The following is a 22,274-nucleotide window of genomic DNA, read 5'->3' on the forward strand; positions in this document are numbered from 1 at the left end:
GGAGAGGGCATGAGCGGGAACGGCGCTCCGCCGGTCCAGGCGTCCGGGGACACCGCCGCGGGTGAGGTGGTCCTGCGCCTGACCGACGTGGTCAAGACCTTCCCGGGCGTCCGGGCGCTGGACGGCGTGCAACTGGAGGTACGCGCGGGCGAGGTGCACTGCCTGCTCGGGCAGAACGGCGCCGGCAAGTCCACCCTGATCAAGGTGCTCGCCGGGGTGCACCGGCCGGATTCCGGGCGCGTCGAGTGGCAGGGCGAGCCGGTCACCTTCGCCGACCCGCAGGCCGCGATGCGCTCCGGGATCGCCACCATCTACCAGGAACTCGACCTGGTCGAGGACCTCTCGGTGGCGGAGAACGCCTTTCTCGGGCACGAGCCACGCCGCTTCGGGTTCATCCGCCGGGCCCACATGGCCAGCCGGACCCGCGAGATCCTCGGCCGGCTCGGCCACGCCGAGATCCCGCCGGGCCGGATGGTGCGGGCACTGCCGGCGGCCGGCAAGCAGGTGGTCAGCATGGCCCGCGCACTCTCCCACGAGGCCCGGCTGATCATCATGGACGAGCCGAGTGCCGTGCTCGCCCACGACGAGGTGGACAACCTCTTCCGGATCGTCCGCGAGCTGACCGCGCAGGGCATCGCGGTCATCTACATCTCGCACCGGTTGGACGAGATCCGCGAGGTCGGCGACCGGGTCACCGTGCTCAAGGACGGCCGGACCACCGCGGCGAACCTGCCGGCCCGCGAGACACCGACCGGCGACCTGGTCTCCCGGATGACCGGCCGGAACATCGAGTACGTCTTCCCGGACCGGGTCGCCGGTGCCACGGTCGGCGACGAGCTGCTCCAGGTGGACGGATTGACCCGGGCCGGCGAGTTCGCGGACGTCTCGCTCACCGTCCGGGCCGGGGAGATCGTCGGCATCGCCGGGCTGGTCGGCTCCGGGCGCTCCGAGCTGCTGGAAACCATCTACGGTGCCCGCCAGGCCGAGGCCGGCTCGGTGCGGATGTCGGGCCGGCGACTGCGGCCGGGCAGCGTCGGCGCGGCCGTGCGGGCCGGCGTGGGCATGGCCCCCGAGGAGCGCAAGAGCCAGGCGCTGCTGCTCGGCGAACCGATCTACCGCAACGTCACGCTGGCCACCTTCAGCCGGTACGCCCGACTCGGCTTCACCGACGTCGGGCGGGAGCGGGCCGAGGCGGAGCGGATCGCCGAGAGCCTGGAGATGCGCCCACGCGACGTGGGCCGGGCGGTGCGCACCCTCTCCGGCGGCAACCAGCAGAAGGTGGTGGTCGGGCGCTGGCTGCTCGGTGACACGAAGCTGCTGCTGCTCGACGAACCCACCCGGGGGGTGGACGTGGGTGCCCGCGCCGAGCTCTACCAGGTGATCCGGCAACTCGCCGCCGAGGGCGTCGGGGTGCTGCTGGTCTCCAGCGAGGTGCCCGAGGTGCTCGGCCTGGCCGACCGGGTGCTGGTGATGCGGGAGGGGCGGGTCGTCCGTACGGCGCCGGCCGGCGAACTCGACGAAGACAGCGTGCTCGACCTCGTGATGGCGGGGTCTCTGATGGAAGGCGCACCGGCATGAGCGACAGTCCGCCCACCACGACTCAGCTCCCGGCGCAGTCGCCGCCGGTGGACCCGGCCGAGACCGAGGCGGCCGGGCACCACCGGCCGGCCACCGGCCGGCTCTCCTGGTGGCACGGGGACGGCGGTGAGGGTGCCAAGCGGAACCTCGCCCTGATCGGGGTGCTGCTGGCGCTCTTCGTGATCGGCGCGGCGACCCGCTCCGACCTGTACTCCAACCCGGACTGGGTCTGGGCCAACATGCTCAGCATCCTCAAGCTCGCCTCGGTGGTCGGCGTGGTCACCGTCGGGATGACCTTCGTGATCATCGGCGGCGGCATCGACCTGTCGGTCGGCGCGATCGTCGCGCTGGCCGGGGTCTGGTGCACCACCGTCGCCACCCAGAACTTCGGTGCCGGCGGCATGATCTTCACGGCGGTCGTCGTGGGCGTGGCGGTCGGCCTGGTCAACGGGGCACTGATCGCGTACGGGCGGCTGGTGCCGTTCATCGCCACGCTGGCCATGCTGGTGGCGGCTCGTGGACTGGCCGCCGAGATCTCCCAGAAGCAGACCCAGATCTCGGAGAACAGCACCATCAACGGCATCGCCAGCACCGACCTGCTCGGCATCCCGCTGCTGGTCTACATCCTGGCCGCCGTGGTCGCCGCCGGGTGGGTGCTGCTCAACCGCACCACCTTCGGCCGGCGTACGGTCGCCGTCGGCGGCAACCCGGAGGCCGCCCGGCTGGCCGGCATCGACGTCAAGCGGCACACCGTGCTGCTCTACGCGCTCTCCGGCCTCTGCTGCGGCATCGCCGCGATCATGCTCACCGCCCAGGCCACCTCGGCCCAGGCGGCGATGGCAAACCTCTACGAGCTGGACGCGATCGCCGCCGTGATCATCGGTGGCACGCTGCTCAGCGGCGGGCGGGGCACCATCATCGGCTCCCTGCTCGGGGTGATCATCTTCGCCACCATCACCAACCTCTTCGCGATCAACGGTCTCTCCACCGAGGCACAGAACATGGTCAAGGGCGGCATCATCGTCGCCGCCGTCCTGATCCAGCAGGTGCAGTTCCGCAGCATCACCCAGTTCCTCCGGCGTAACCGGCTGACCACCACCACCTGATCCTGCGCCGCACCACCCGGGTCACCGAGCGCGCGACGGTGGCCGGACCTGGCACACCCGAATTCCCTCTCCACACTGATAACCAGGAGGTCGTCATGACCCAGCACAGTCGCGACATGTCGCGGCGCCGGCTGCTCTTCGGCGGTGCCGCCGTCGGCGCCGGTGTTCTCCTCGCCGGCTGCACCAGCAACGAGCAGACGCCGACCGAGGCGCAGACCAACGCCGCCGGCGGCAACGCCAACACCGAGCCCGGCAAGCAGGTGACGATCGGCTTCTCCGCGCCGGCCGCCGACCACGGCTGGATCGCCGCGATCACCAACAACGCCAAGGCCCAGGCCGCGGCGTACTCCGACGTCGAGTTCAACATCGTCGAAGCCGGCGCGGACGCGGCGGCCCAGCGGGCGGTGCTGTCCACCCTGATCTCCCAGACGCCGGACGTGATCGTGCTGCTGCCGCACGACGGCAAGGAGCTCAACTCGTTCGGCCTGGAGGCGATGCAGGCCGGCATCCCGGTGGTCAACCTGGACCGCGCCTTCCCGGACGCCAAGGCGTACCGGTTGCAGATCAAGGGCGACAACTACGGCATGGGCGTCTCCGCCGCCACCTTCATCGTCGAGCAGCTCAAGGCCAAGGGGGTCAGCAACCCGGTGATCGCCGAGATCGCCGGGATGGACGAGCTGGAGCTGACCCAGGAACGAACGCAGGGCTTCAACGACACCCTGGCCCAGAACGGCCTGCGGGTCGCGAACCGCCGGGCGGCCCGGTTCACCGCCGACTCCGGCCAGCAGGAGGCGGCGCAGCTGCTCCAGGCCCTGCCGAAGATCGACGCGATCTGGAACCACGACGACGACCAGGGCATCGGCGTGCTGGCCGCGATCAGCCAGGCCAGCCGCAACGAGTTCTTCATGGTCGGCGGCGCCGGCTCGAAGAAGGCGATGGAGGACATCCAGGCCGACAACACGGTGCTCAAGGCCACGGTGACCTACAGCCCGTCGATGGCCTCCTCGGCGATCTCGCTGGCCCGCCTGATCGCCCAGGGCCGGGGCATGTCCGACCTGGTGGAACTCCAGGTGCCCAAGGAGATCGTCCTCGCCTCCGAAACGATCACCAAGGAGAACGCGGGCGACTACCTCAAGCTCGGGTTCTGATTCACGGGGGGAGACCCACCTTGTCCACGACAGACAACCAACTGCGGGTCGGCATGGTCGGCTACGCGTTCATGGGCGCCGCGCACTCGCAGGCGTGGCGCACCGTGAACCGGGTGTACGACCTGCCGGCGCGGGCCCGGATGACGCTCATCTGTGGCCGGGATCCGGGGAAGGTGGCCGAGGCCGCCGACCGGCTCGGCTGGGCGGAGCACACCACGGACTGGCGGGAGCTGGTGGCCCGGCCGGACATCGACGTGGTCGACATCTGCACGCCGGGAGACAGCCACGCCGAGATCGCGCTGGCCGCGCTGGCCGCCGGCAAGCACGTGCTGTGCGAGAAGCCGCTGGCCAACACCGTCGCCGAGGCACGGGAGATGACCGCCGCGGCGGCCACCGCCCGGCCGGCGGCGCCCGGTCGATGTGCGGCTTCAACTACCGGCGGGTGCCCGCGGTGGCGTTGATGCGCCAGATGATCGCCGACGGACGGCTCGGCGAGATCCGGCACGTCCGGGCCAGCTACCTGCAGGACTGGATCGTGGACCCGCAGTTCCCGCTGGTCTGGCGGTTGCGGAAGGAACTGGCGGGCTCCGGCGCGCTGGGCGACATCGGTGCGCACATCATCGACCTCACCCAGCACGTCACCGGTCAGCGGATCGCCGGCGTCAGCGCGGTGACCGAGACCTTCGTCAAGGAGCGGCCGGTGCCGGCCGGATCGAGCGGGCTGGCGGCGCAGACCGACGGCGCCGCCGCGACCGGCCCGGTCACCGTCGACGACGCCGCGATCTTCGTGGCCCGGCTCGACGGCGGGGCGCTGGCGACGTACGAGGCGACCCGGTTCGCCACCGGCCGCAAGAACGCTCTCCGCGTGGAGATCAACGGGTCGCTGGGCAGCGTCGCCTTCGACCTGGAACGCCTCAATGAGCTGGAGTTCTACGACGCGACGCGTCCCGCCGCCGAGCAGGGCTTCAGCCGGATCCTGGTGACCGAGGGCGAGCACCCGTACCTGTCGGCCTGGTGGCCGCCGGGCCACCTCATCGGGTACGAGCACTCCTTCACCCACCAGATGCGCGACTTCATCGAGGCGGTGGCGACCGGCGTCGACCCGACGCCCTCCTTCGCCGAGGCGTTGCAGGTGCAACTGGTGCTGGACGCGGTGGCCCGGTCGGCCGACCTCGGGTCCTCGTGGACCGAGGTGGAGCCGACGCTGGCGGCGGTCACCGCCTGAGCCACCTCCGGTACCGACCGGCGAGGGCCGGCCGCGGTTGCGCCCCGCGGCCGGTACGGGTCGGGACCGGAGGTCGTGTCCACGGGCCATCCGGCCCGGTGGCACGAGCAGTGCGGTTCCTCCGGTGCGGCCGGACCGGGATTCCCCGGTCGCACCGGAGGGCCGCCGCCCGAACGATCCGTCCACCGAAGACCTGCACCTGAGACCCTCCCGCCTCCGGGCGGACCGCGTCCGACGAGTCGTCGCTCGGGCCACCGTCGTCCCGAACGGCCGGATGCGGGGGAGGCAGGGGCGAGACGCCGACCGCCCCTGCCTACCAGCCCCGTCCGTCCGTCTCCGCCCCGGCATGCCGGTCCGGTGCCGTCGCCGCCGACCTCGGCGCCGGCCGGTGAGCTCCATTCGGGGCGGGCGGCGGGCGGGGCGCATCCACACACAGGAAGGAGCGCCATGCGTACGGGTGTCTGGCTGGTGGGGGTGCGTGGCTCGGTCGCGACCACCAGCATCGTGGGTGCACTCGCCCTGCGGGCCGGGCTGACCGGGCCGACCGGGTGCGTCACCGAACTGCCCGGGGTGTCCGGTCCGGCCCTGCCGGCCTTCGCCGACCTGGTCTTCGGCGGGCACGACGTGGTCGTCACCCCGGTCGCCAAGCGCGCCGAGGCGCTCGCCGCCGCCGGCGTCCTGCCGGCCCGCCTGGTCGCCGCGCTGCCGGAGGAACTGGCCGCCGTCGAGCGGGACCTGCGTCCCGCACCCAGCGCCGGAACCCAGGCCGACCGGGTCGCGGCGATGGTCCGTGACCTCACCGCGTTCCGCGAGCGGCACGGGCTGGACCGGGTGGTGGTGGTCAACGTCGCGGCCACCGAGCCGGCCCCCGCCCGCACCCGGCACACGCCGACCCGGCCGCGCTGCGGGCCGCCCTGGCCGGCCCCGACGAGGTGCTGCCGCCCAGCTCGCTGTACGGCTACGCGGCGGTGACGGCGGGCTGCCCGTACGTCGACTTCACCCCGTCGACCGGCCTGCGGCTGCCGGCGCTGACCGCGGTGGCCGACGAGCACGGGCTGCCGTACGCGGGTCACGACGGCAAGACGGGGGAAACCCTGCTCAAGTCGGTGCTCGCCCCGATGTTCGCGATGCGCCACCTCACCGTCCGGTCGTGGTCCGGGCTCAACCTGCTCGGCGGGGGCGACGGCGCCACGCTGGCCCAGCCGGACGCCAACGCCGCCAAGGTGCGCAGCAAGCAGCGGGTGCTCGGCGAGACGCTCGGCTACCTGCCGCAGGGCGACACCCGGATCGAGTACGTCGAGGAACTGGGTGACTTCAAGACCGCCTGGGATCTGGTCACCTTCGCCGGCTTCCTCGGCACCGGGATGCGACTGGAGTTCACCTGGCACGGCTGTGACTCGGCGCTGGCCGCACCGCTCGTGCTCGACCTGGCCCGGCTCACCTCGGCGGCGCACGCCGCCGGCCGCTCCGGGCCGCTGTCCGACCTCGCCTTCTTCTTCAAGGATCCGCTCGGTACCGCGCCCGCGTCGCTGGCCGACCAGTGGACCCGGCTGTGCGCGTTCGCCGGCCGGCTGCACACCGGAGACGCCGATGCCCCGCGTGGCTGACCTGGTCGAGCTGGTCCGGGCGCCGGCCGCGCTCTCGGTGCCCGGGGACGTGGTGGCCGGCGCCGCGGCGGCGGGCGCCCTCGGTCCCCGTACCCCGGCCCTCGCCGCCGCGTCGGTGCTGCTCTACTGGGGCGGCATGGCCGCCAACGACTGGGCCGACCGTGACCTGGACGCCGTCGAACGGCCGGAACGGCCCATCCCCAGCGGCCGGGTCACCCCCGGCTTCGCGGTCGGTCTCGCCGCCGGCCTCACCGCCGCCGGTGTCGGTCTCGCCGCCGTCGCCGGGGCCGCCGGGCCGCCGCCGTCGCGCTGCCGCTCGCCGCCGCCGTCTGGGGCTACGATCTCGCGGCCAAGAACACCGCCGTCGGTCCCGCCGCGATGGCCACCTGCCGCGGGCTGGACGTGCTGCTCGGTGCGGCTGCCGGCGGCCGGCCGGTGCGGGCGCTGCCCGCGGCGCTCACCGTCGCCGCGCACACCTGGACCGTCACCACCCTGTCCCGCCGCGAGGTCGACGGCGCCGACCGCGCACTGCCGCTGCGTACCCTGGCCGGCACCGCCCTGGTCGCCGCGAGCGCCGCGATCCCGCCGGGTGCGCTTCGTCGATGGCGCCCGGTAACCCGGTCCGTGGGCCGGCCCGGCGCTGGCCGAGATGCCGCCGGCGCGGTGGCGGCGGCGCTGCCGGCCGTCCTCGCCGGCTGGTACGTCGCCCGCTACGGCACCGCGCAGGCGCGGGTGGCCGCCCGGCCCGACGCCGCCCGGGTCCGGGCCGCGGTCGGTGCCGGCATCACCGGACTGCCCGCCCTACAGGGCGCGTTGACCGCGCGGGCCGGTGCCGGTCTGCTCGGGCTGGCGGTGGCGGCCGCCGCGCCGCTGGGCCGGCGCCTGGCCCGGAAGGTCTCCCCGACATGACCGCCGACCGTCCCGTCCAGGACGGGATCCGCTTCGGCTACGGCACCAACGGTTTCGCCAACCATCGCCTCGACGACGCGCTGGCGGTCATCGCCGACCTCGGCTACCACGGTGTGGCGCTCACCCTGGACCACGACCACCTCGACCCGTTCGCGCCGGAACTGGCCCGGCGGGTCGACGCGGTCGCCGCCCGGCTGGCGGCGCTCGGACTCGCCGTGGTGATCGAGACCGGGGCCCGCTACCTCCTCGACCCCTGGCACAAGCACGCACCGACGCTGCTGCACGACAACCCGGCCCGGCGGGTCGAGTTCCTGCGCCGCGCGGTGGCGATCGGCGCGGATCTCGGCGCCGAGGCAGTCTCCTTCTGGGCGGGTGTGCGACCCGACGCGGTTGAGCCGGCGGTGGCCTGGGATCGCCTGGTGGCCGGCTGCGCCACGGTGGTCGCGGCGGCGGAGGGCGCGGGCGTGACCCTGGGCTTCGAGCCGGAGCCGGGAATGCTGGTCGAGGACATCGCCGGCTGGCGCCGGCTGCACGCGGCCCTGGGCTTCCCGGCACGGCTGGGCATCACCCTCGACATCGGACACTGCCGCTGCCTGGAACCGCAGCCGGTGCCCGACTGCGTCCGCGAGGTCGCCGCGCATCTGGTCAACGTGCAGATCGACGACATGCGGCGAGGCGTGCACGAGCACCTGGAGTTCGGCACCGGCGAGATCGACTTCCCGCCGGTGCTGGCCGCCCTGCGCGAGGTCGGCTACCGGGGCCTGGTCGCCGTGGAACTGCCGCGCCACTCGCACGCCGCCCCCACCGTGGCCGCCCGCTCGCTGGAGTTCCTGCACGCCGCCGCCGCGGGGCCGGCGGATGCCCTGGGGCCGGCGGATGCCGCGATTCCCGCGGACGCCGTCGGGTCGAGTTCCGCCCTGCACGCCCTTTGCTCTGCTTCAACGGGCGCACCGGCCGGGCGTCCGGTATCCGGACAACGACCGTCGCGTGGGGTGAAGCAGAGCAAAGGACGTCCGGGGTAGCACCCCGACCGGCAGCGGCCGGAGCACGAGATGGCATTGATCGGCAGCAGAGGGAGGGCGGAGACGGCGATGACACCGAACGACCTGCGAGCGGCCCTGCGGGGCGTACCCGACCCGGAATGGCTGGCGACCGCCCTGTCCCGCGTCGCGGCCGAGCCGACGACGATCGCGCTGTTCTTTCCGGCGGCCGGCCGGCGCTGCGGCCGGGCGGAACTGCCCGACCTGCCCGGCTGGACGGCCGACGAGGCGGTCCGAGTGCTGCTGCTCACCGCCCTGCCCGCCGACCACGCCGGGCAGGCCGAGGCGCTCTACCGCATCGGGGACGCCGCCGAGAAACGCGCCGTGCTGAAGGCGCTGCCACTGCTGCCGGTCGGCGTGACCGGGCTGCCGCTGCTGCACGACGCGATCCGCACCAACGACACCCGGCTGGTCGCCGCCGCCCTCGGGCCGTACGCCCGCCATCTCGACCAGCCGGCCTGGCGGCAGGCCGTGCTCAAGTGCGTCTTCACCGGCGTACCGCTGGCCGCGGTGGCCGACCTGGACGCCCGGGCGGACGGGGAACTGGCGGCCATGCTCGCCGCGCTCGCCGACGAGCGGGCCGCCGCCGGCCGGGACCTGCCGGCCGACGCCACCGAGCTGCTGACCCGGCTGATCGCCCGGGCCGGCGGCCGACCGCACCACAGGGAGGCGTGATGCGCATCTTCGACCCGCACATCCACATGACGTCCCGGACCACCGACGACTACGAGCGGATGGCGGCGGCCGGCGTCCGTGCCGTGGTGGAGCCGGCGTTCTGGCTGGGCCAGCCGCGCACCGGCGTCGGCTCGTTCACTGACTACTTCGACTCGCTGATCGGGTGGGAGCCGTTCCGGGCCGGGCAGTTCGGGGTGCGTCACCACGCCACGATCGCGCTGAACCCCAAGGAGGCCAACGACCCGCGCTGCCGGCCGGTGCTCGACGTGCTGCCCCGCTATCTGGACAAGGACGGCGTGGTGGCGGTCGGCGAGATCGGGTACGACTCGATGACGCCCGAGGAGGACGAGGCCTTCGCCGCCCAACTCGCCCTGGCCGTGGCGCACGACCTGCCGGCGCTGGTGCACACGCCGCACCGGGACAAGGCCCGTGGCGTCGAGCGCAGCCTGGCCGTGGTCGGCGAGTCCGGTGTCGAGCCGGGCCGGGTGGTGCTCGACCACCTCAACGAGGTGACCGTGAAGCTGGTCCGGGACACCGGCTGCTGGCTCGGCTTCTCCATCTACCCGGACACCAAGATGTCGCCGCCGCGAATGGTCGAGCTGCTCAAGGCGTACGGGACCGAGCGGATGCTGGTCAACTCGGCGGCCGACTGGGGGCGGTCCGATCCGCTGCTCACCCGGGCCACCGGCGAGGCGATGCGGCTGGCCGGCTTCACCGACGACGACGTCGACCGGGTGCTCTGGCGCAACCCGGTGGAGTTCTACGGCCAGTCCGGGCGGCTCGACCTGACCGACGTGGACGCGCCGGAGCCGACCTTCGCCGGCAACTCGATCCTGCGCGGCGGCAGCTGATGCGGCTGCGGCACGCCGGTGGGCGCACCGTCCATCTCGGGTACTGCACCAACGTGCACCCCGCGGAGGATCTCGCCGGCATCCTCGGCCAACTCGACACCTACGCGGTGCCGGTCCGCGACACGCTCGGCACCGACCTGCTCGGCCTGGGCCTGTGGTTGGCCGCCCCGGTCGCCGCCGAGCTGGCCGCCGATCCGGCGGCCCGGCGCCGGCTGCGCACCGAGCTGACCGTACGCGGCCTGGAGGTGGTCACCCTCAACGGCTTCCCGTACGCGGCCTTCCAGGCACCCGTGGTCAAGGGCGCGGTGTACCTGCCGGACTGGACCACGCCCGAGCGGCTCGGCTACACCCTCGACCTGGCCCGGGTGCTGGCCGACCTGCTGCCCGACGACGCCGAGCGGGGCTCGGTGTCGACCCTGCCGCTGGCCTGGCGGGCGCCCTGGGACACCGCCCGCGCCGACACCGCCCGCCGCCGGCTCGATGAACTCGCCGCCGGACTCGCCGCCGTCGAGCGGGACACCGGCCGGCCGGTGCGGGTCGGTTTCGAGCCGGAGCCCGGCTGCGTCGTGGAGGGCACCGGGCAGGCGGCCACGGCGCTGTCCGGCGTGGACCCCGACCGGCTCGGGATCTGCCTGGACCTCGCCCACCTCGCCTGCGCCTGGGAGGAGCCCGCCGCCGCGCTGGACCGGCTGGCCCGCGCCGGGCTGCCGGTGGTGAAGGTGCAGGTGTCCGCCGCGCTGGAGGCGACCGACCCGGTCGGCGACGCCGCCGCGCTGCGTCGCTGGGTGGAGCCGCGCTTCCTGCACCAGACCCGCACCGCCGGCTGTGCCGGCGCGGCCGATCCGGCCGATCCGGCCTGGGCGGCCGACGACCTGGACGCCGCGCTCGACGCGGCCCTGCCCGGTCCCTGGCGGGTGCACTACCACGTGCCGCTGCACGCCCCGCCGGAGCCGCCGCTGGGTTCGACCCTGCCGGTGCTGCGCGCCGCGCTGGCCGCGCTCTTCGCCGGCACCGACGCCGGCTGCGATCACCTGGACGTCGAGACGTACACCTGGGGGTCCTGCCGGCGGCCCGGCGCCCGCGCACCGACCCGGAGCTGGCCGCCGGCATCGCCGCGGAACTGGCCTTCGCGCGCGACGAACTGGTCACCATCGGGTTGACCCCGACCGAGACGGGAGTGCCGGCATGAGCGAGCGTCAGCTGGTGGTGCTGGACGTGGTGGGGTTGACCCCGCGCCTGCTGGCGCACATGCCCCGGCTGCGCGCGGTGGCCGAGGGCGGCTTCCGCGCCGAACTGGGCACGGTGCTGCCGGCGGTGACCTGCTCGGCGCAGTCGACCTTCCTCACCGGCGCGCTGCCGGCGCAGCACGGCATCGTCGGCAACGGGTGGTACTTCCGGGAACTCGGCGAGGTGCTGCTCTGGCGGCAGCACAACGCCCTGGTCGGCGGCGAGAAGCTGTGGCAGGCCGCGCGCCGGGCCCGACCCGACTACACGGTGGCGAACGTCTGCTGGTGGTACGCGATGGGCGCCGACGTGGACTGGACGGTCACCCCGCGACCGGTCTATCGCGCCGACGGCCGCAAGGAGCCGGACTGCTACACCGATCCGCCGCAGCTGCACGACGCGCTGACCGACTCGCTGGGCACCTTTCCGCTCTTCACCTACTGGGGGCCCGGTGCCGGGCTGCCGTCGTCGCGGTGGATCTGCCGGGCCGCCGAGCAGATCCTCGCCGAGCAGTCGCCCGACCTGACCCTGGTCTACGTTCCGCACCTGGATTACGACCTGCAACGCTTCGGCCCGTCCTCGCCCCGGGCGGCGGCCGCGGCGGCCGAGTTGGACGGCGTCCTCACGCCGCTGCTGGACGCCGCCCAGGCCCGCGACGCGACGGTGGTGGTGCTGTCGGAGTACGGCATCACCGAGGTGTCCCGGCCGGTCGACGTGAACCGCCTGCTGCGCGCCGAGGGACTGCTGCGGGTGCACAGCCAGGCCGGCATGGAATACCTCGACCCGTGGACCTCGCGGGCCTTCGCGGTCGCCGACCACCAGGTCGCCCACGTCTACGTGCGCGACCCGGCGGAGGTGCCGGCGGTGGCGAAGCTCTGCGCCGGGCTGCCCGGGGTGGCCGACGTGCTCGACGCGGCGGGGAAGGCGGCGCACGGGCTGGACCATCCACGCGCCGGTGAGCTGGTGCTGGTGGCCGAGCCGGACGCCTGGTTCACGTACTACTACTGGTTGGACGACGCCCGCGCGCCGGACTTCGCCCGGCTGGTCGAGATCCACCGCAAGCCCGGGTACGACCCGGCGGAGCTGCTCTTCGACCCCGCCGACCCGGGTGCGGCGAAGCGGCGGGCCGCGATCGCGCTGGCCCGCAAGAAGCTCGGGATGCGGTATCTGATGAGCGTCGTCGGGTTGGACGCCGGTGCGCGGGCGGTCCGGGGTTCGCACGGGCGGCTGCCCAGCGATCCCGCCGACGGGCCGGTGCTGCTCTGCTCGGATCCGTCGTCGGCGCGGGACCGGATCGAGGCCACGGAGGTGAAGGGGCTGCTGCTGGAGCTGGCCGGGGTGGCGGGGCGGTGACCGTCACGGTGGCACCGACGGACACCGCCGGACTGCGCGCCCGGTTCGACGCCGAGCTGACCGCCTTCCTCGACCGGCAGGACCCGGACTGGCCGGACGGCGCGCCACGGGGCGTCTTCACCACGCTGCACCGGTTCGTCCTGGCCGGCGGCAAGCGACTGCGCCCACTGTTCTGCTACTGGGGTTGGCGGGGTGCGGGCGGGCCGGACTGCGCCCCGATCGTGATCGCCGCCGCCGCGCTGGAGCTGTTCCACGCCTTCGCGCTGATCCACGACGACATCCTGGACGGCAGCGACCGCCGCCGGGGGGAACCCTCGGTGCACCGGATCTTCGCCGACCTGCACACCCGTTCGTCGTGGCGGGGTGATCCCGAGGCGTACGGGCGCAACACCGCCCTGCTCTGCGGTGATCTCTGTGCCGCCTGGTCGGACCAGATGTTCCACGAGTGCGGGCTCAGCCCCGAGGTGGTGCACCGGGGGTACGCCGTCTTCGCGCTGATGCGTACCGAGGTGATCGCGGGGGAGTACCTCGACCTGGTGTCCGGGGTGGGGGACGGCTCGGTGGCCAGCGCGCTCAGCGTGATCCGGATGAAGGCAGCCCGTTACACCGTCACCCGGCCGTTGCAGATCGGCGCGACGCTGGCGGGCGCGCCGCCCGAACTGGTCGACGCGCTGATCGAGTTCGGCGATCCGCTGGGCGACGCGTTCCAGCTCCGCGACGACGTGCTGGGCGTCTTCGGCGATCCGGCGGTCACCGGCAAGTCCATCCTGGACGACCTGCGGGAGGGCAAGCCGACGGTGATGATGGCGCTTGCCCGCGACGCCGCCGACCGGGGCCAGGGCGCGCGGCTCCGGGAGCTGTTCGGCAACCCCGACCTGGACGCCGACGGCGCCGCCGAGCTTCGGGAGATCATCGAGAGCACGGGCGCCCGCCGGAAGATCGAGCAGATGATCCAGGTCCGCGCCGAGGCCGGGCTGGCCGCCCTGGAGCACACCGCGCTGACCGCGGAGAGCCGGGCGGCGCTGACCGCGCTGGCCGTCCAGGCGATCGATCGCCAGCGATGAGCTGACATCTTCGGCAATTCCTGCGCCGCGACCGGGGATCGGCATTTTCCCGGGGGTGAGAGGCATTGATTGAAGTAGCTTGAATCGCTAGGATCAAGAAAGTCCAGATCACCTGGAACACTGATAGCACGGGGAGATGGTGTTCATGGTCCGAGCGAATTCAATGGTCGTGCGGCTGCTGGCGGCAATGGTTCTGGCGATCGGTGCCGGGGTCGTTGTTATGTCGCCTGCGGTGCAGGCGGCGCAGCCGCAGGTTACCGACCGGGCGGCGAGCGAATCGGGGATTGCTGCCTGCTATGAAGGGCGGATTCCGAACAGCAGCCGGTGGGACGGAGATATCAGCGTCCACGTGCACGGCTCAGCGTGCACGACCCGGTGGGCCCAACTGGTGTGGGACGACAACAACAGCTGCTGTGTCCCGCTGTGGGTGAAGATCGAGCGGCAGGTGAACGGCAGCTACGGATGGCTCCCGACGCACACCAAGACGAAGAAGGTCCTGTTCGGCAACTTCGGCACCCACAACACGGCAACCGTCCCGTGGGTCCAGTACAGCAACCAGCGTTTCCGCGCCTGCTGGAGTGCTAGCACCAGCACGCCCAGCACCTGGAACTGCGGCCCCTTCGTCAACTGACCAACCTACGTTCACAGGCACGACGGGTGGGCCCGCTGGCAGCGGGCCCACCCTTCTGGTCGAATGACCACCGGGCATCAAAGACCGATGTTGCGGAACTCGCGGTTCAGTGCCCGAGCGAAGTTGGTCGCTCCACTGATCTTCGGGTGGAAGGATTGCTGAGACGGATTCTGGAGCTTCGAATGGTCTTCGCCCGCCGTTTTGGCGGCGACGATCCCATGGATGGTCTCGGGGTCACCGCAGACCCCCTGCCCGGCGAAGTCGCCATTGATGATCGGATCGACGAAGCGAACGCGGCCGATGCTGTTGTGTGCCGCGATGGCCACTTCGCGTAGGACGTCGGACAACTCGACCGCCAACTGGTTGGTCCAGGCTGCCTCCGAGTCGCTGATCCCGTAACCGAGCCACTCGACGCAATTCGCGTCGTTGGAGAACAGTTGTGGGTAACCCATGAGCATGATCTGGGCGTTCGGGGCCATCACGCGGATCGCGCGGAGCGCGGTGGCGACCGACTGGCGGCCTTCCTGGTCCATGAGCCGAGGCAGATAGTCGGCTGCCCGGTGACCGTTGATGTCCGACTCCTGGCACGGAATGGGTGACAGGATGCAGTTCTCTATCGCCGCCGACCATTCCACGTCGTTGCCGCCGATCGAGACGGTGACCAGCGTGGTGTTCTCGTCCAGGAACCCCTTGTCCAGCTGGGACACCTCACGGTCGTGGGGTCTGGCCGTGGTGCCCCAGGCGTTTTGGAAGGGGGCGCCGGTCAAGGGGTCGGACACCTGCACCCCGCTGATCGGATTCGACCCGCTGGGCAGCAGGTTGTGCGTCCGGGCCCCCGAGCACGCGACGAGGTGATAGTCCATCGTGGGGTCGAAGGCGTCCGATCTGGTGCCGATCGAGCGCTGTTGCGGGTCGTCCCGCAACCACGCCTGGCGTGACCAGGCATGCTGCGAGCGATGACAGCCGTTCCGGTTCTCCGGGATCCCACCCCCGTTGTGGTTGGAGTCGTGGTAGTAGTCGGTCGACGCGTCGGTGGCCGCTCCCTCGCCGGAGGAGTACGACTCCCCCAGCGCGACCACGAAGTTGCGTGGCTTCTGCGCCAGCGGCACGATCGCGATGGCGTCCCACGCCACGTTCTCGACACCGATGCTGGGGTCCCGGGTGATGTTGCTCAGTGACACCTGGGGGACGCCGTTGAACTGGAACGTGCCCAGCGGCACCCACCGGTTCAGGCCCTGGCGCTGGCCCACCACCCGGGTTTTGTGGCGGTTGCTGGTGATGTTCGCCCCGCGGTCGACCGTGTAGTGCGCCTGCTGACTGTGCGCGCCGTGAGTCGGCATGTGCACGAACACCCGTGCCCACTGGTTGAGGCTGCGGCCGAGACGCCAGGTGCCCGTCACCTTGAGGCGGTCGGTTAGCTCGGACGCGGCGTTCTGCTCGTGGGCGAACCAGAAGTGCCCGTTGAGGCCGCTGCCGATCTGGTGGAAGTCGACCTTGGACGGGTACAGGCCGGCGGCGTTGCCACTGAACTGTAGGTTGAAGGTGCCGTTGTTGGTCACCGGCGTGGGGCATGTGTCGGAGCGGACGATCCCGACCGAGCTGGGCTGGTCGTCGACGATCAGCGCCCCGGCGGGCAGACCGCTGATCGCGCATCTCGGCGGATAGTGCGTTCCCCGCGCGGGCTCGGCCGCGCCGGGGCCGAACCGGAGGTTCTCGTAGCCGCACGCCACCTGGCAGCCGGCCTTCCAGTCAACCGGCCAGTGCCACCAGCAGTGGTAGTCGCTGTAGCCGCACGACGTCGAGGTGGGCGTCACCGAGCAGTTGTTGGCGCTGGTGCAGAAGGTGCCCAGCGGTGGCTTGATCGACTGCGAGCGGTGCAGCGGGTCGACCCACCAGGCCTGGAGGTAGCCGGCGTGGTACTCGCTGGGCGTCCGGAAGTCGTACTTGACGATCGGGTACGCGGCCCAGCCCAGCACCTTCTCCGGGTACGACCAGTCGCTGGGGTGGGCGGCGTCACCCGGTGAACCACCCCCGGCATGGCCGTCGAGGAACGGTGTGCGGGTGAAGGGGTACTCCGGGTTGGCGATGTTCTGTGACCAGCCGAGGCCCCAGTTGCCCCGGTCGTCGGTGCAGTTGGGCCCCGGTGAGCAGCCCGTCCCTCCGGTGCTGGCCTGCGGGTTGAGCCCGGTGTTGTAGGCCCAGATGGCCGCCCACCAGTTCTCCGGGTTGGCCGGATCGGCGTCGTTCATGCGGATGCCCAGGTTGTAGGTCTGGTTCCACTTCTCCTGCAGGATGCGCAGACCCGCGGCGATGTTGGTGGCGTAGTCGACGGCGATCGCCCGCTGCTCGGTGGCCGGGCGGATCACCTCGCCCGGTTTGCCCCGGCCGGCCATCCGCATCCCGTCGGTGACCTGACCGACGCCGTAGCCGCAGTCCGCGTCGGTCCAGTCGATGTTCCAGCCCTTCTCCCCCTCGATGCCGTAGTAGTTGCCGATCAGCGGGTTACCAGGCACCCCTTCGAGGGCGTGCCAACTCGCCTGCCACAGATTCGACTCCTGGGCCAGGATGCCGAGCATGACCTGCGCGGGCACCCGGCCACCGCCGGCGAGCGGGATCGGTGGCAGCATTCCCTGCGGTGACCAGGCCGGCAGGCCCGACTGCCGCCAGTTCGCCGGGCGCTGGACGGTCAGCGCTCCCTGCACCGCCAGGTTCGCCGCCCACTCCACCTGTCGCCAGTGCGGCTGCTCCACCTGCGTGCGCACGTCGTTGCGCGGCACGGAGCAGTAGCGTTCGGCCTCGACGGGCTCGGTCGGTGAGCCGCTGGCCTGGGCACGCATGTCGCCGTCCGTCCGGTACGCCCGTTTCATCTGCGGGTCGCTGCGCTGACCGGTGTCCACCAGCCGGCCTGCCCGAGCGCCGAGGGCCACCCGGAAGTCGACCTGCTCGCCGGTGGCCAACACCTCCGCGCGGAGGGCGACCGGAAGGCCCGACGCCTCTCCGGTCGGCGGCACCGCAGCCGCGGTCCCGTTGGTCACGGGGGCGCGGCGCAGGGCGAGCTGGCCGAGCGTGGACAGCTCGGTCGACTTCGGCACGGCCACCCGCTGGACCACCGCGGGCAGTGCGCCGGTCGACGTGGGATGCCCGGTCAGGAAGACCCGGCCACCCGTGCCCCGGGCGAGGCCGACCCGGGTCAACGGTCCGCGGGCCAACTCGCGCACCTGACCCCGTGCACCCGGCGGGCCACGGTGGTCTCGTCGTCCGCCGCCTCCAACCAGGTGAGCCCACCGGCGGAGTCCGGGCGCAGGTAGGCGCCGACACCGCGGGTGCGGGCGAGGGTGTGTCGGGAACCGTCACGGTCCAGTCGGAAGATCCGGCCGCCCTCCGCCGCGGCCATGTTCTCGCCGTACGGGATCGCGGAGGTCACCTGGCCGGGGAGCTGCTGCCGCCGGACGACGGTGCCCCGTTCGGTGTCCACGAGGTGCACCCGGGTCCGGCCGAGGTCGGTCGCGCCGCCCTGCGTCAGGGTGGCGGTCTCACCGTTGCCGCAGCCCGGGTTGTAGTACGCGATGCTGACGTTCAGGCCGAGCTTTGTCACCTCGCCGGTGGCGATGTCGACCACGGCGGAGAACGCACCCCGGTCGAACAGGTGGGTCCGGTTGGTGAAGTGCCGGGGTTGGTACACGACCACCGCCCGCCGGCCGGACGCGGTCAGGCAGGCGTGCCCGATCCACTGTTCGCTGCTGATCGTCGGTTCGCTCAGCGTGGCGACGGTCCGCCACGTGTAGCCGGTCCGGGCTTCGGCCACCAGCAGGTGGAATCCCCTGCTGTCACCGGACGTGGTGAAGGCCAGGTCCGTCGACGACCGCCAGCCGTCCGGCAGCACGTCGTCCCGGTCTTCGGCGGGAACCTGGGCGATCTCCGGCGCGGGCTGCGGGGCTGGTTCGGCGGCGCCCGGCGCGGGGGTCGGCGTGGCGGGGGTGTAGCCGGTGCGGCCTGGGCGGGGCCGGTGGTCACCACGCTGAGTCCGGCCGCGACCAGCAAGGCCGCGGTCGTCGTGGCCAGCCTGCGGCGGGGGGTTCCGCCGAAGGCCGGACCGGCCCATTGGGGCTTTCGGGTGCGCATTCGCTCCTCTTTCCTACTTGGGGTACCGCGCCGGAGCTGGCGCGGAGCAAGGGGGCAGGACGAACCTGCGGTGGGCGCGCGGACGACACCCGTGGGCGGTGACCGCGTGCGGACGCGCCGAATCGGGCAGGGTCGATCGGCCGGCGCGCCGGGGAAACGGCGTGACGGTGAGCGGTAGGTCAGCTACCGGTCAGGAGGGTGTGGTGGCGGGGGTGGCCGGTCCCGTCGGATTCCATCCGGACGGAACGGCGCCCGGTGGGCAGTCGACGATTTCTGCCGACACCTTCCGTGGCTGGCCCGGCGATCGGGTCACCTCGAAGCGGGCGCAGAAGACGTAGCGGGCCTGATCCTGGGACCAGAGCCAGCCCGAACCGGTGCCTTCCAGTGCCACCTGCACCTCGCCGAGCGAACCGGTGCCCTCGACGTCGGAATTCCGCACGTCCGCACCCAGCTCGCGGGCGTTGGCGTCGAGGGTGGCGACGATGTGGTCCAGGATGTCCCGGATACCGGGTGGGTCGCCGCTCGCCCGGTCGCTCTGGGCCCATTCGGTCGTGTCGGCCGCGACCTGGTCGATGTGCGCGGTGATCTCTTCCCGGGCGTTCTCGGCGGCCGAGTCGACGCAGCCACCGCTCGACAGCAGGACCGCCCCACTCAGCAGCGCTGCCGTGGGCCGCCGCAGGCGGCGCCGGGCGGCGCGGGCGGCATGTGGTCCGTCCCGTCCTCGCCCCGCCGGGCCGTCCGCGATGTCGCGTCGCGGCGGCGCCGGCCTCTCGGCGTCAGGCGCCCGTCTGATTCTTCTGGTGTGGATTCTCAATGTTGCCCCCGTGTGGTCGCGTACTCGGTACTCGACTGACAGTGATCTTACTGGCGTGGATGGGCTTGTCAATCGACCGAGTTCGCTGCGGCCGGGGCACTGTGATCACCCCACTTTTGACCGAAGAGGTGAAGGTCGATGCCAGTCTTCCTCGGCTTCCCACCGTCGAGTGACCCGAACTCGGCGGTGAGCAACGGCTACGAGGTGCAGATCGACGCCACCGACGCGGCGGACCGGACCACCGGCGCGGTCTACGGATTCAAGTCCGCCGACCTCACCGCCCGGGACGCCGCGCTGAACCCGCCCGGCGAGTGGAACACCTACGAGCTGCTGGTCGAGGGGGAGCGGTTGCAGGTCTTCCTGAACCCTTTTTAACCGCGCGCCGCCCGCCTAGAGTGAAGGCGGCGACCGCGAGGTGGCCGGTGAACCGGCGGGAGGCGCAACCCGTCGGTCCCAGGCGCGACAGCGCCCACCGGCACACCTTCTCCGGCCGCCGGCATCCGGTCATCCTCGCCCCGGTCACGCAGGTACGGAATCCCCAACACACGCACGTACAGGGGAGAAGGACACATGGCGCGACCGATCACGCTGTTCACCGGCCAATGGGCCGACCTTCCGTTCGACGAGGTGTGCCGGCTCGCCGCCGAGTGGGGCTACGACGGCCTGGAGATCGCCTGCTGGGGTGACCACTTCGAGGTCGACAAGGCCCTGGCCGACGAGGCGTACGTCGAACGCAAGCGGGAGACGCTCGCCAAGCACAACCTCCAGGTCTTCACGATCTCCAACCACCTGGTCGGCCAGGCGGTCTGTGACCACCCGATCGACGAGCGGCACCAGGGCATCCTGCCCGCCCGGATCTGGGGGGACGGCGAGCCCGAGGGGGTACGCCAGCGGGCCGCCGAGGAGATCAAGGACACCGCCCGGGCCGCGGCGAAGCTCGGCGTCGACACCGTCGTCGGCTTCACCGGCTCGTCGATCTGGCACACCCTGGCGATGTTCCCGCCGGTGCCGCCGTCGATGATCGAACGCGGATACCAGGACTTCGCCGACCGGTGGAACCCGATCCTGGACGTCTTCGACGAGGTGGGGGTGCGCTTCGCCCACGAGGTGCACCCGAGCGAGATCGCCTACGACTACTGGACGACGAAGCGGACCCTCGACGCGATCGGGCACCGCCCCGCGTTCGGGCTGAACTGGGATCCGTCCCACTTCGTCTGGCAGGAACTCGACCCGGTGAACTTCATCTTCGACTTCGCCGACCGGATCTACCACGTCGACTGCAAGGACGCCAAGGTGCGTACCGGCGACGGGCGACGCGGCCGGCTCGCCTCGCACCTGCCCTGGGCGGACCTGCGGCGCGGCTGGGACTTCGTCTCGACCGGTCACGGCGACGTGCCCTGGGAGGACTGCTTCCGGGCGCTGAACGCGATCGGGTACTCCGGGCCGATCTCGGTCGAGTGGGAGGATGCCGGGATGGACCGGCTGGTCGGCGCACCGGAGGCACTCCAGTTCGTCCGCCGGCTCGCCTTCGACGCCCCGGACGCGGCCTTCGACGCGGCGTTCAGCAGCAAGGACTGAGCCGACCTGGAGCGCGGGGTCCGGCGACCGCCGGACCCCGCGACCCGCTGCCCGGCCGACGCCCGGGGCGGGTCAGCCGGCGGTGAAGACGTGATCGCTGACCAGACGGGCCCCGCCGATCACCGCGGCCCGGCCCGCCAGGTCGGAGAGGACGATCGGCATGGTGCCGGTGGCCACGGGCGCCGACCGGCGGTAGACCACGCCCCGGACCTCGGCGAGCAGGATGTGCCCCAGCCCGTCCGGTGCGCCGCCGATCACCACGATGCCCGGGTTGAAGAAGCTGACCAGGCCGACGAGCACCTGGCCGAGGCGACGGGCGGTGTCCCGGACCAGCGTCTGCGCGGCCGGGTCGCCGGCGATCGCGGCCGCCGCGACGTCCGGCACGGTGAGCGTGCCGGCCGCCCCGAGCCGGTCGGCCAGCGGGCCGGACCGGCCCGAGCGTGCCGCCGCCAGCGCCGACCTGACCAACCCGGCGTCGCCGCAGTACGCCTCGAGGCAGCCGACCTCCCCGCAGACGCAGGTGGGGCCGTCGTCGCCGAGCGGCAGGTGGGCGATGTCTCCCGCGCTGCTGGTGGCGCCCCGGTAGAGCGACCCGCCGAGCACCAGACCGCAGCCGATCGCCGTGCCGAGCTTCAGGTAGAGGAAGTCGTCGAAGGTGCGGCCGATCCCGGCGTGCTGCTCGCCGAGGGCGAGCACGTTCGCGTCGTTGTCGACAAGTGCCGGGCAGCCCAGCTCGGCGGCGAACGCGTCGCGGACCGGGAAGCGTTGCCAACCGGGGAGTATGGCCGGCGCGATGGAGGTGCCGCCGTCGACCGGCCCGGGCAGGGCGATGCCGGCCCCGGTGAGCTCGGCCATGCCCAACTCGGCGCGGAGTTTCCCGAGCAGTTCCACGGCCCGGGCGATCACCGGCTCCGGCCCGCCACGGACGTCCGCCGGCTCACCGGTCTCGGCGAGCACGTTCAGCTCACCGTCGGTCACCGCCACGGTGATCCGGTCCGCCGCGAGGACCACGCTGGCGAAGCGGACCCCGCCGGCGAGGCGCAGCAACGACGAGCGGCGCCCGCCGCGGAGGCCGCCGGCCCGGCGGTCTCGACCAGTCCTCGCGCGACGAGCCGGTCCAGTTCCGCGGTGAGGGTCGTCCGGGACAGGCCGAGCACGTCGCCCAACTCCACCCGGGAGCGGGGACCGTCGTCGCGCAGCAACCGGACCAGCCGTGCCTGCTGCGGGTTCTCCGGCCGGACGAGGGCCATCACCACCACCTCCCGACCGGAGTCTTCCACCAGGGTGTTTCGAGCCTGTGCCGGCCAGGGCCACATCCCGTCAACGGACCGCCGGTGGGGACGGGGGCG

The 22,274-nt window shown here is 72.4% G+C and carries 15 protein-coding genes and 5 pseudogenes; 15 read left to right on the forward strand and 5 right to left on the reverse strand.

Features of this window, described 5'->3' with window-relative positions; translation table 11 throughout:
• Positions 1 to 9 precede the first annotated feature (9 nt).
• The 13 genes and pseudogenes from KIF24_RS06705 (at position 10) to KIF24_RS06765 (ending at position 14,411) form a co-directional block, all read left to right on the forward strand.
• On the forward strand, positions 10 to 1,578 hold the full coding sequence (locus KIF24_RS06705; RefSeq protein WP_221087217.1) for a sugar ABC transporter ATP-binding protein: 1,569 nt from the start codon (positions 10 to 12) through the stop codon (positions 1,576 to 1,578).
• The gene (locus tag KIF24_RS06710) at positions 1,575 to 2,684 is read left to right on the forward strand and encodes an ABC transporter permease (protein WP_221083289.1); all 1,110 of its coding nucleotides are present in this window, start codon (positions 1,575 to 1,577) and stop codon (positions 2,682 to 2,684) included. Before KIF24_RS06705 ends, KIF24_RS06710 begins: the two co-directional genes overlap by 4 nt.
• Before the next feature lie 95 nt (positions 2,685 to 2,779).
• A complete protein-coding gene (locus KIF24_RS06715; protein WP_221083290.1) occupies positions 2,780 to 3,832 on the forward strand; it encodes a substrate-binding domain-containing protein in 1,053 nt (350 codons plus the stop codon).
• Positions 3,833 to 3,885: 53 nt separating this feature from the next.
• Positions 3,886 to 5,057, forward strand: a pseudogene (locus KIF24_RS06720) (Gfo/Idh/MocA family protein).
• A 447-nt stretch (positions 5,058 to 5,504) separates the two neighbouring features.
• Positions 5,505 to 6,664, forward strand: a pseudogene (locus KIF24_RS06725) (inositol-3-phosphate synthase).
• A pseudogene (locus tag KIF24_RS34955) lies at positions 6,648 to 7,573 on the forward strand (SCO3242 family prenyltransferase). The pseudogenes KIF24_RS06725 and KIF24_RS34955 overlap by 17 nt, the downstream one beginning before the upstream one ends.
• Entirely contained in the window at positions 7,570 to 8,595 is a 1,026-nt protein-coding gene (locus tag KIF24_RS06735) for a sugar phosphate isomerase/epimerase family protein (protein WP_221083291.1), read from the forward strand. The pseudogene KIF24_RS34955 and the gene KIF24_RS06735 overlap by 4 nt, the downstream one beginning before the upstream one ends.
• A 69-nt stretch (positions 8,596 to 8,664) precedes the next feature.
• Positions 8,665 to 9,288, forward strand: a complete 624-nt coding sequence (locus KIF24_RS06740) for an EboA domain-containing protein (RefSeq protein WP_221083292.1) — start codon at positions 8,665 to 8,667, stop codon at positions 9,286 to 9,288.
• Positions 9,288 to 10,139 carry a TatD family hydrolase gene (locus KIF24_RS06745; protein WP_221083293.1) on the forward strand — a complete coding sequence of 284 codons (852 nt, stop codon included), beginning with the start codon at positions 9,288 to 9,290 and terminating at the stop codon, positions 10,137 to 10,139. Before KIF24_RS06740 ends, KIF24_RS06745 begins: the two co-directional genes overlap by 1 nt.
• Positions 10,139 to 11,328 (forward strand): annotated as a pseudogene (eboE, locus tag KIF24_RS06750) (metabolite traffic protein EboE). Before KIF24_RS06745 ends, eboE begins: the two are co-directional and overlap by 1 nt.
• Positions 11,325 to 12,716, forward strand: coding sequence for an alkaline phosphatase family protein (locus KIF24_RS06755; protein WP_221083294.1), 1,392 nt, complete (start codon positions 11,325 to 11,327; stop codon positions 12,714 to 12,716). The pseudogene eboE and the gene KIF24_RS06755 overlap by 4 nt, the downstream one beginning before the upstream one ends.
• Positions 12,713 to 13,780 carry a polyprenyl synthetase family protein gene (locus KIF24_RS06760; protein ID WP_221083295.1) on the forward strand — a complete coding sequence of 356 codons (1,068 nt, stop codon included), beginning with the start codon at positions 12,713 to 12,715 and terminating at the stop codon, positions 13,778 to 13,780. The genes KIF24_RS06755 and KIF24_RS06760 overlap by 4 nt, the downstream gene beginning before the upstream one ends.
• 136 nt (positions 13,781 to 13,916) lie before the next feature.
• Complete coding sequence (locus tag KIF24_RS06765) at positions 13,917 to 14,411, forward strand: hypothetical protein (protein ID WP_221083296.1); 495 nt, start codon at positions 13,917 to 13,919, stop codon at positions 14,409 to 14,411.
• A gap of 77 nt (positions 14,412 to 14,488) precedes the next feature.
• On the opposite strand, the gene KIF24_RS06770 is transcribed toward KIF24_RS06765, so the two are convergent.
• From KIF24_RS06770 to KIF24_RS06780, 3 genes are all read right to left on the reverse strand, one after another.
• Entirely contained in the window at positions 14,489 to 17,620 is a 3,132-nt protein-coding gene (locus KIF24_RS06770) for an SGNH/GDSL hydrolase family protein (protein WP_221083297.1), read from the reverse strand.
• On the reverse strand, positions 17,602 to 18,294 hold the full coding sequence (locus KIF24_RS06775) for a hypothetical protein (RefSeq protein WP_221083298.1): 693 nt from the start codon (positions 18,292 to 18,294) through the stop codon (positions 17,602 to 17,604). Before KIF24_RS06775 ends, KIF24_RS06770 begins: the two co-directional genes overlap by 19 nt.
• A 429-nt stretch (positions 18,295 to 18,723) precedes the next feature.
• Positions 18,724 to 19,347: a hypothetical protein gene (locus tag KIF24_RS06780; protein ID WP_221083299.1), complete on the reverse strand. Its 624-nt coding sequence runs from the start codon at positions 19,345 to 19,347 to the stop codon at positions 18,724 to 18,726.
• A 144-nt stretch (positions 19,348 to 19,491) separates the two neighbouring features.
• Between KIF24_RS06780 and KIF24_RS06785 the strand changes: the two are divergent.
• A pseudogene (locus KIF24_RS06785) lies at positions 19,492 to 19,713 on the forward strand (3-keto-disaccharide hydrolase); the annotation flags it as partial.
• 204 nt (positions 19,714 to 19,917) lie between these two features.
• Positions 19,918 to 20,925 (forward strand): sugar phosphate isomerase/epimerase family protein, encoded by a 1,008-nt coding sequence (locus tag KIF24_RS06790; RefSeq protein WP_221083300.1) that lies wholly within the window; start codon positions 19,918 to 19,920, stop codon positions 20,923 to 20,925.
• A gap of 72 nt (positions 20,926 to 20,997) precedes the next feature.
• Here the strand turns inward: KIF24_RS06790 and KIF24_RS06795 are convergent, their stop codons facing one another.
• Positions 20,998 to 21,936: an ROK family protein gene (locus KIF24_RS06795; protein WP_407939894.1), complete on the reverse strand. Its 939-nt coding sequence runs from the start codon at positions 21,934 to 21,936 to the stop codon at positions 20,998 to 21,000.
• Positions 21,900 to 22,205 (reverse strand): MarR family transcriptional regulator, encoded by a 306-nt coding sequence (locus KIF24_RS34960; protein WP_407939895.1) that lies wholly within the window; start codon positions 22,203 to 22,205, stop codon positions 21,900 to 21,902. The genes KIF24_RS06795 and KIF24_RS34960 overlap by 37 nt, the downstream gene beginning before the upstream one ends.
• Positions 22,206 to 22,274 lie beyond the last annotated feature (69 nt).

Source organism: Micromonospora tarapacensis (assembly GCF_019697375.1).
Lineage (GTDB): Bacteria > Actinomycetota > Actinomycetes > Mycobacteriales > Micromonosporaceae > Micromonospora > Micromonospora tarapacensis.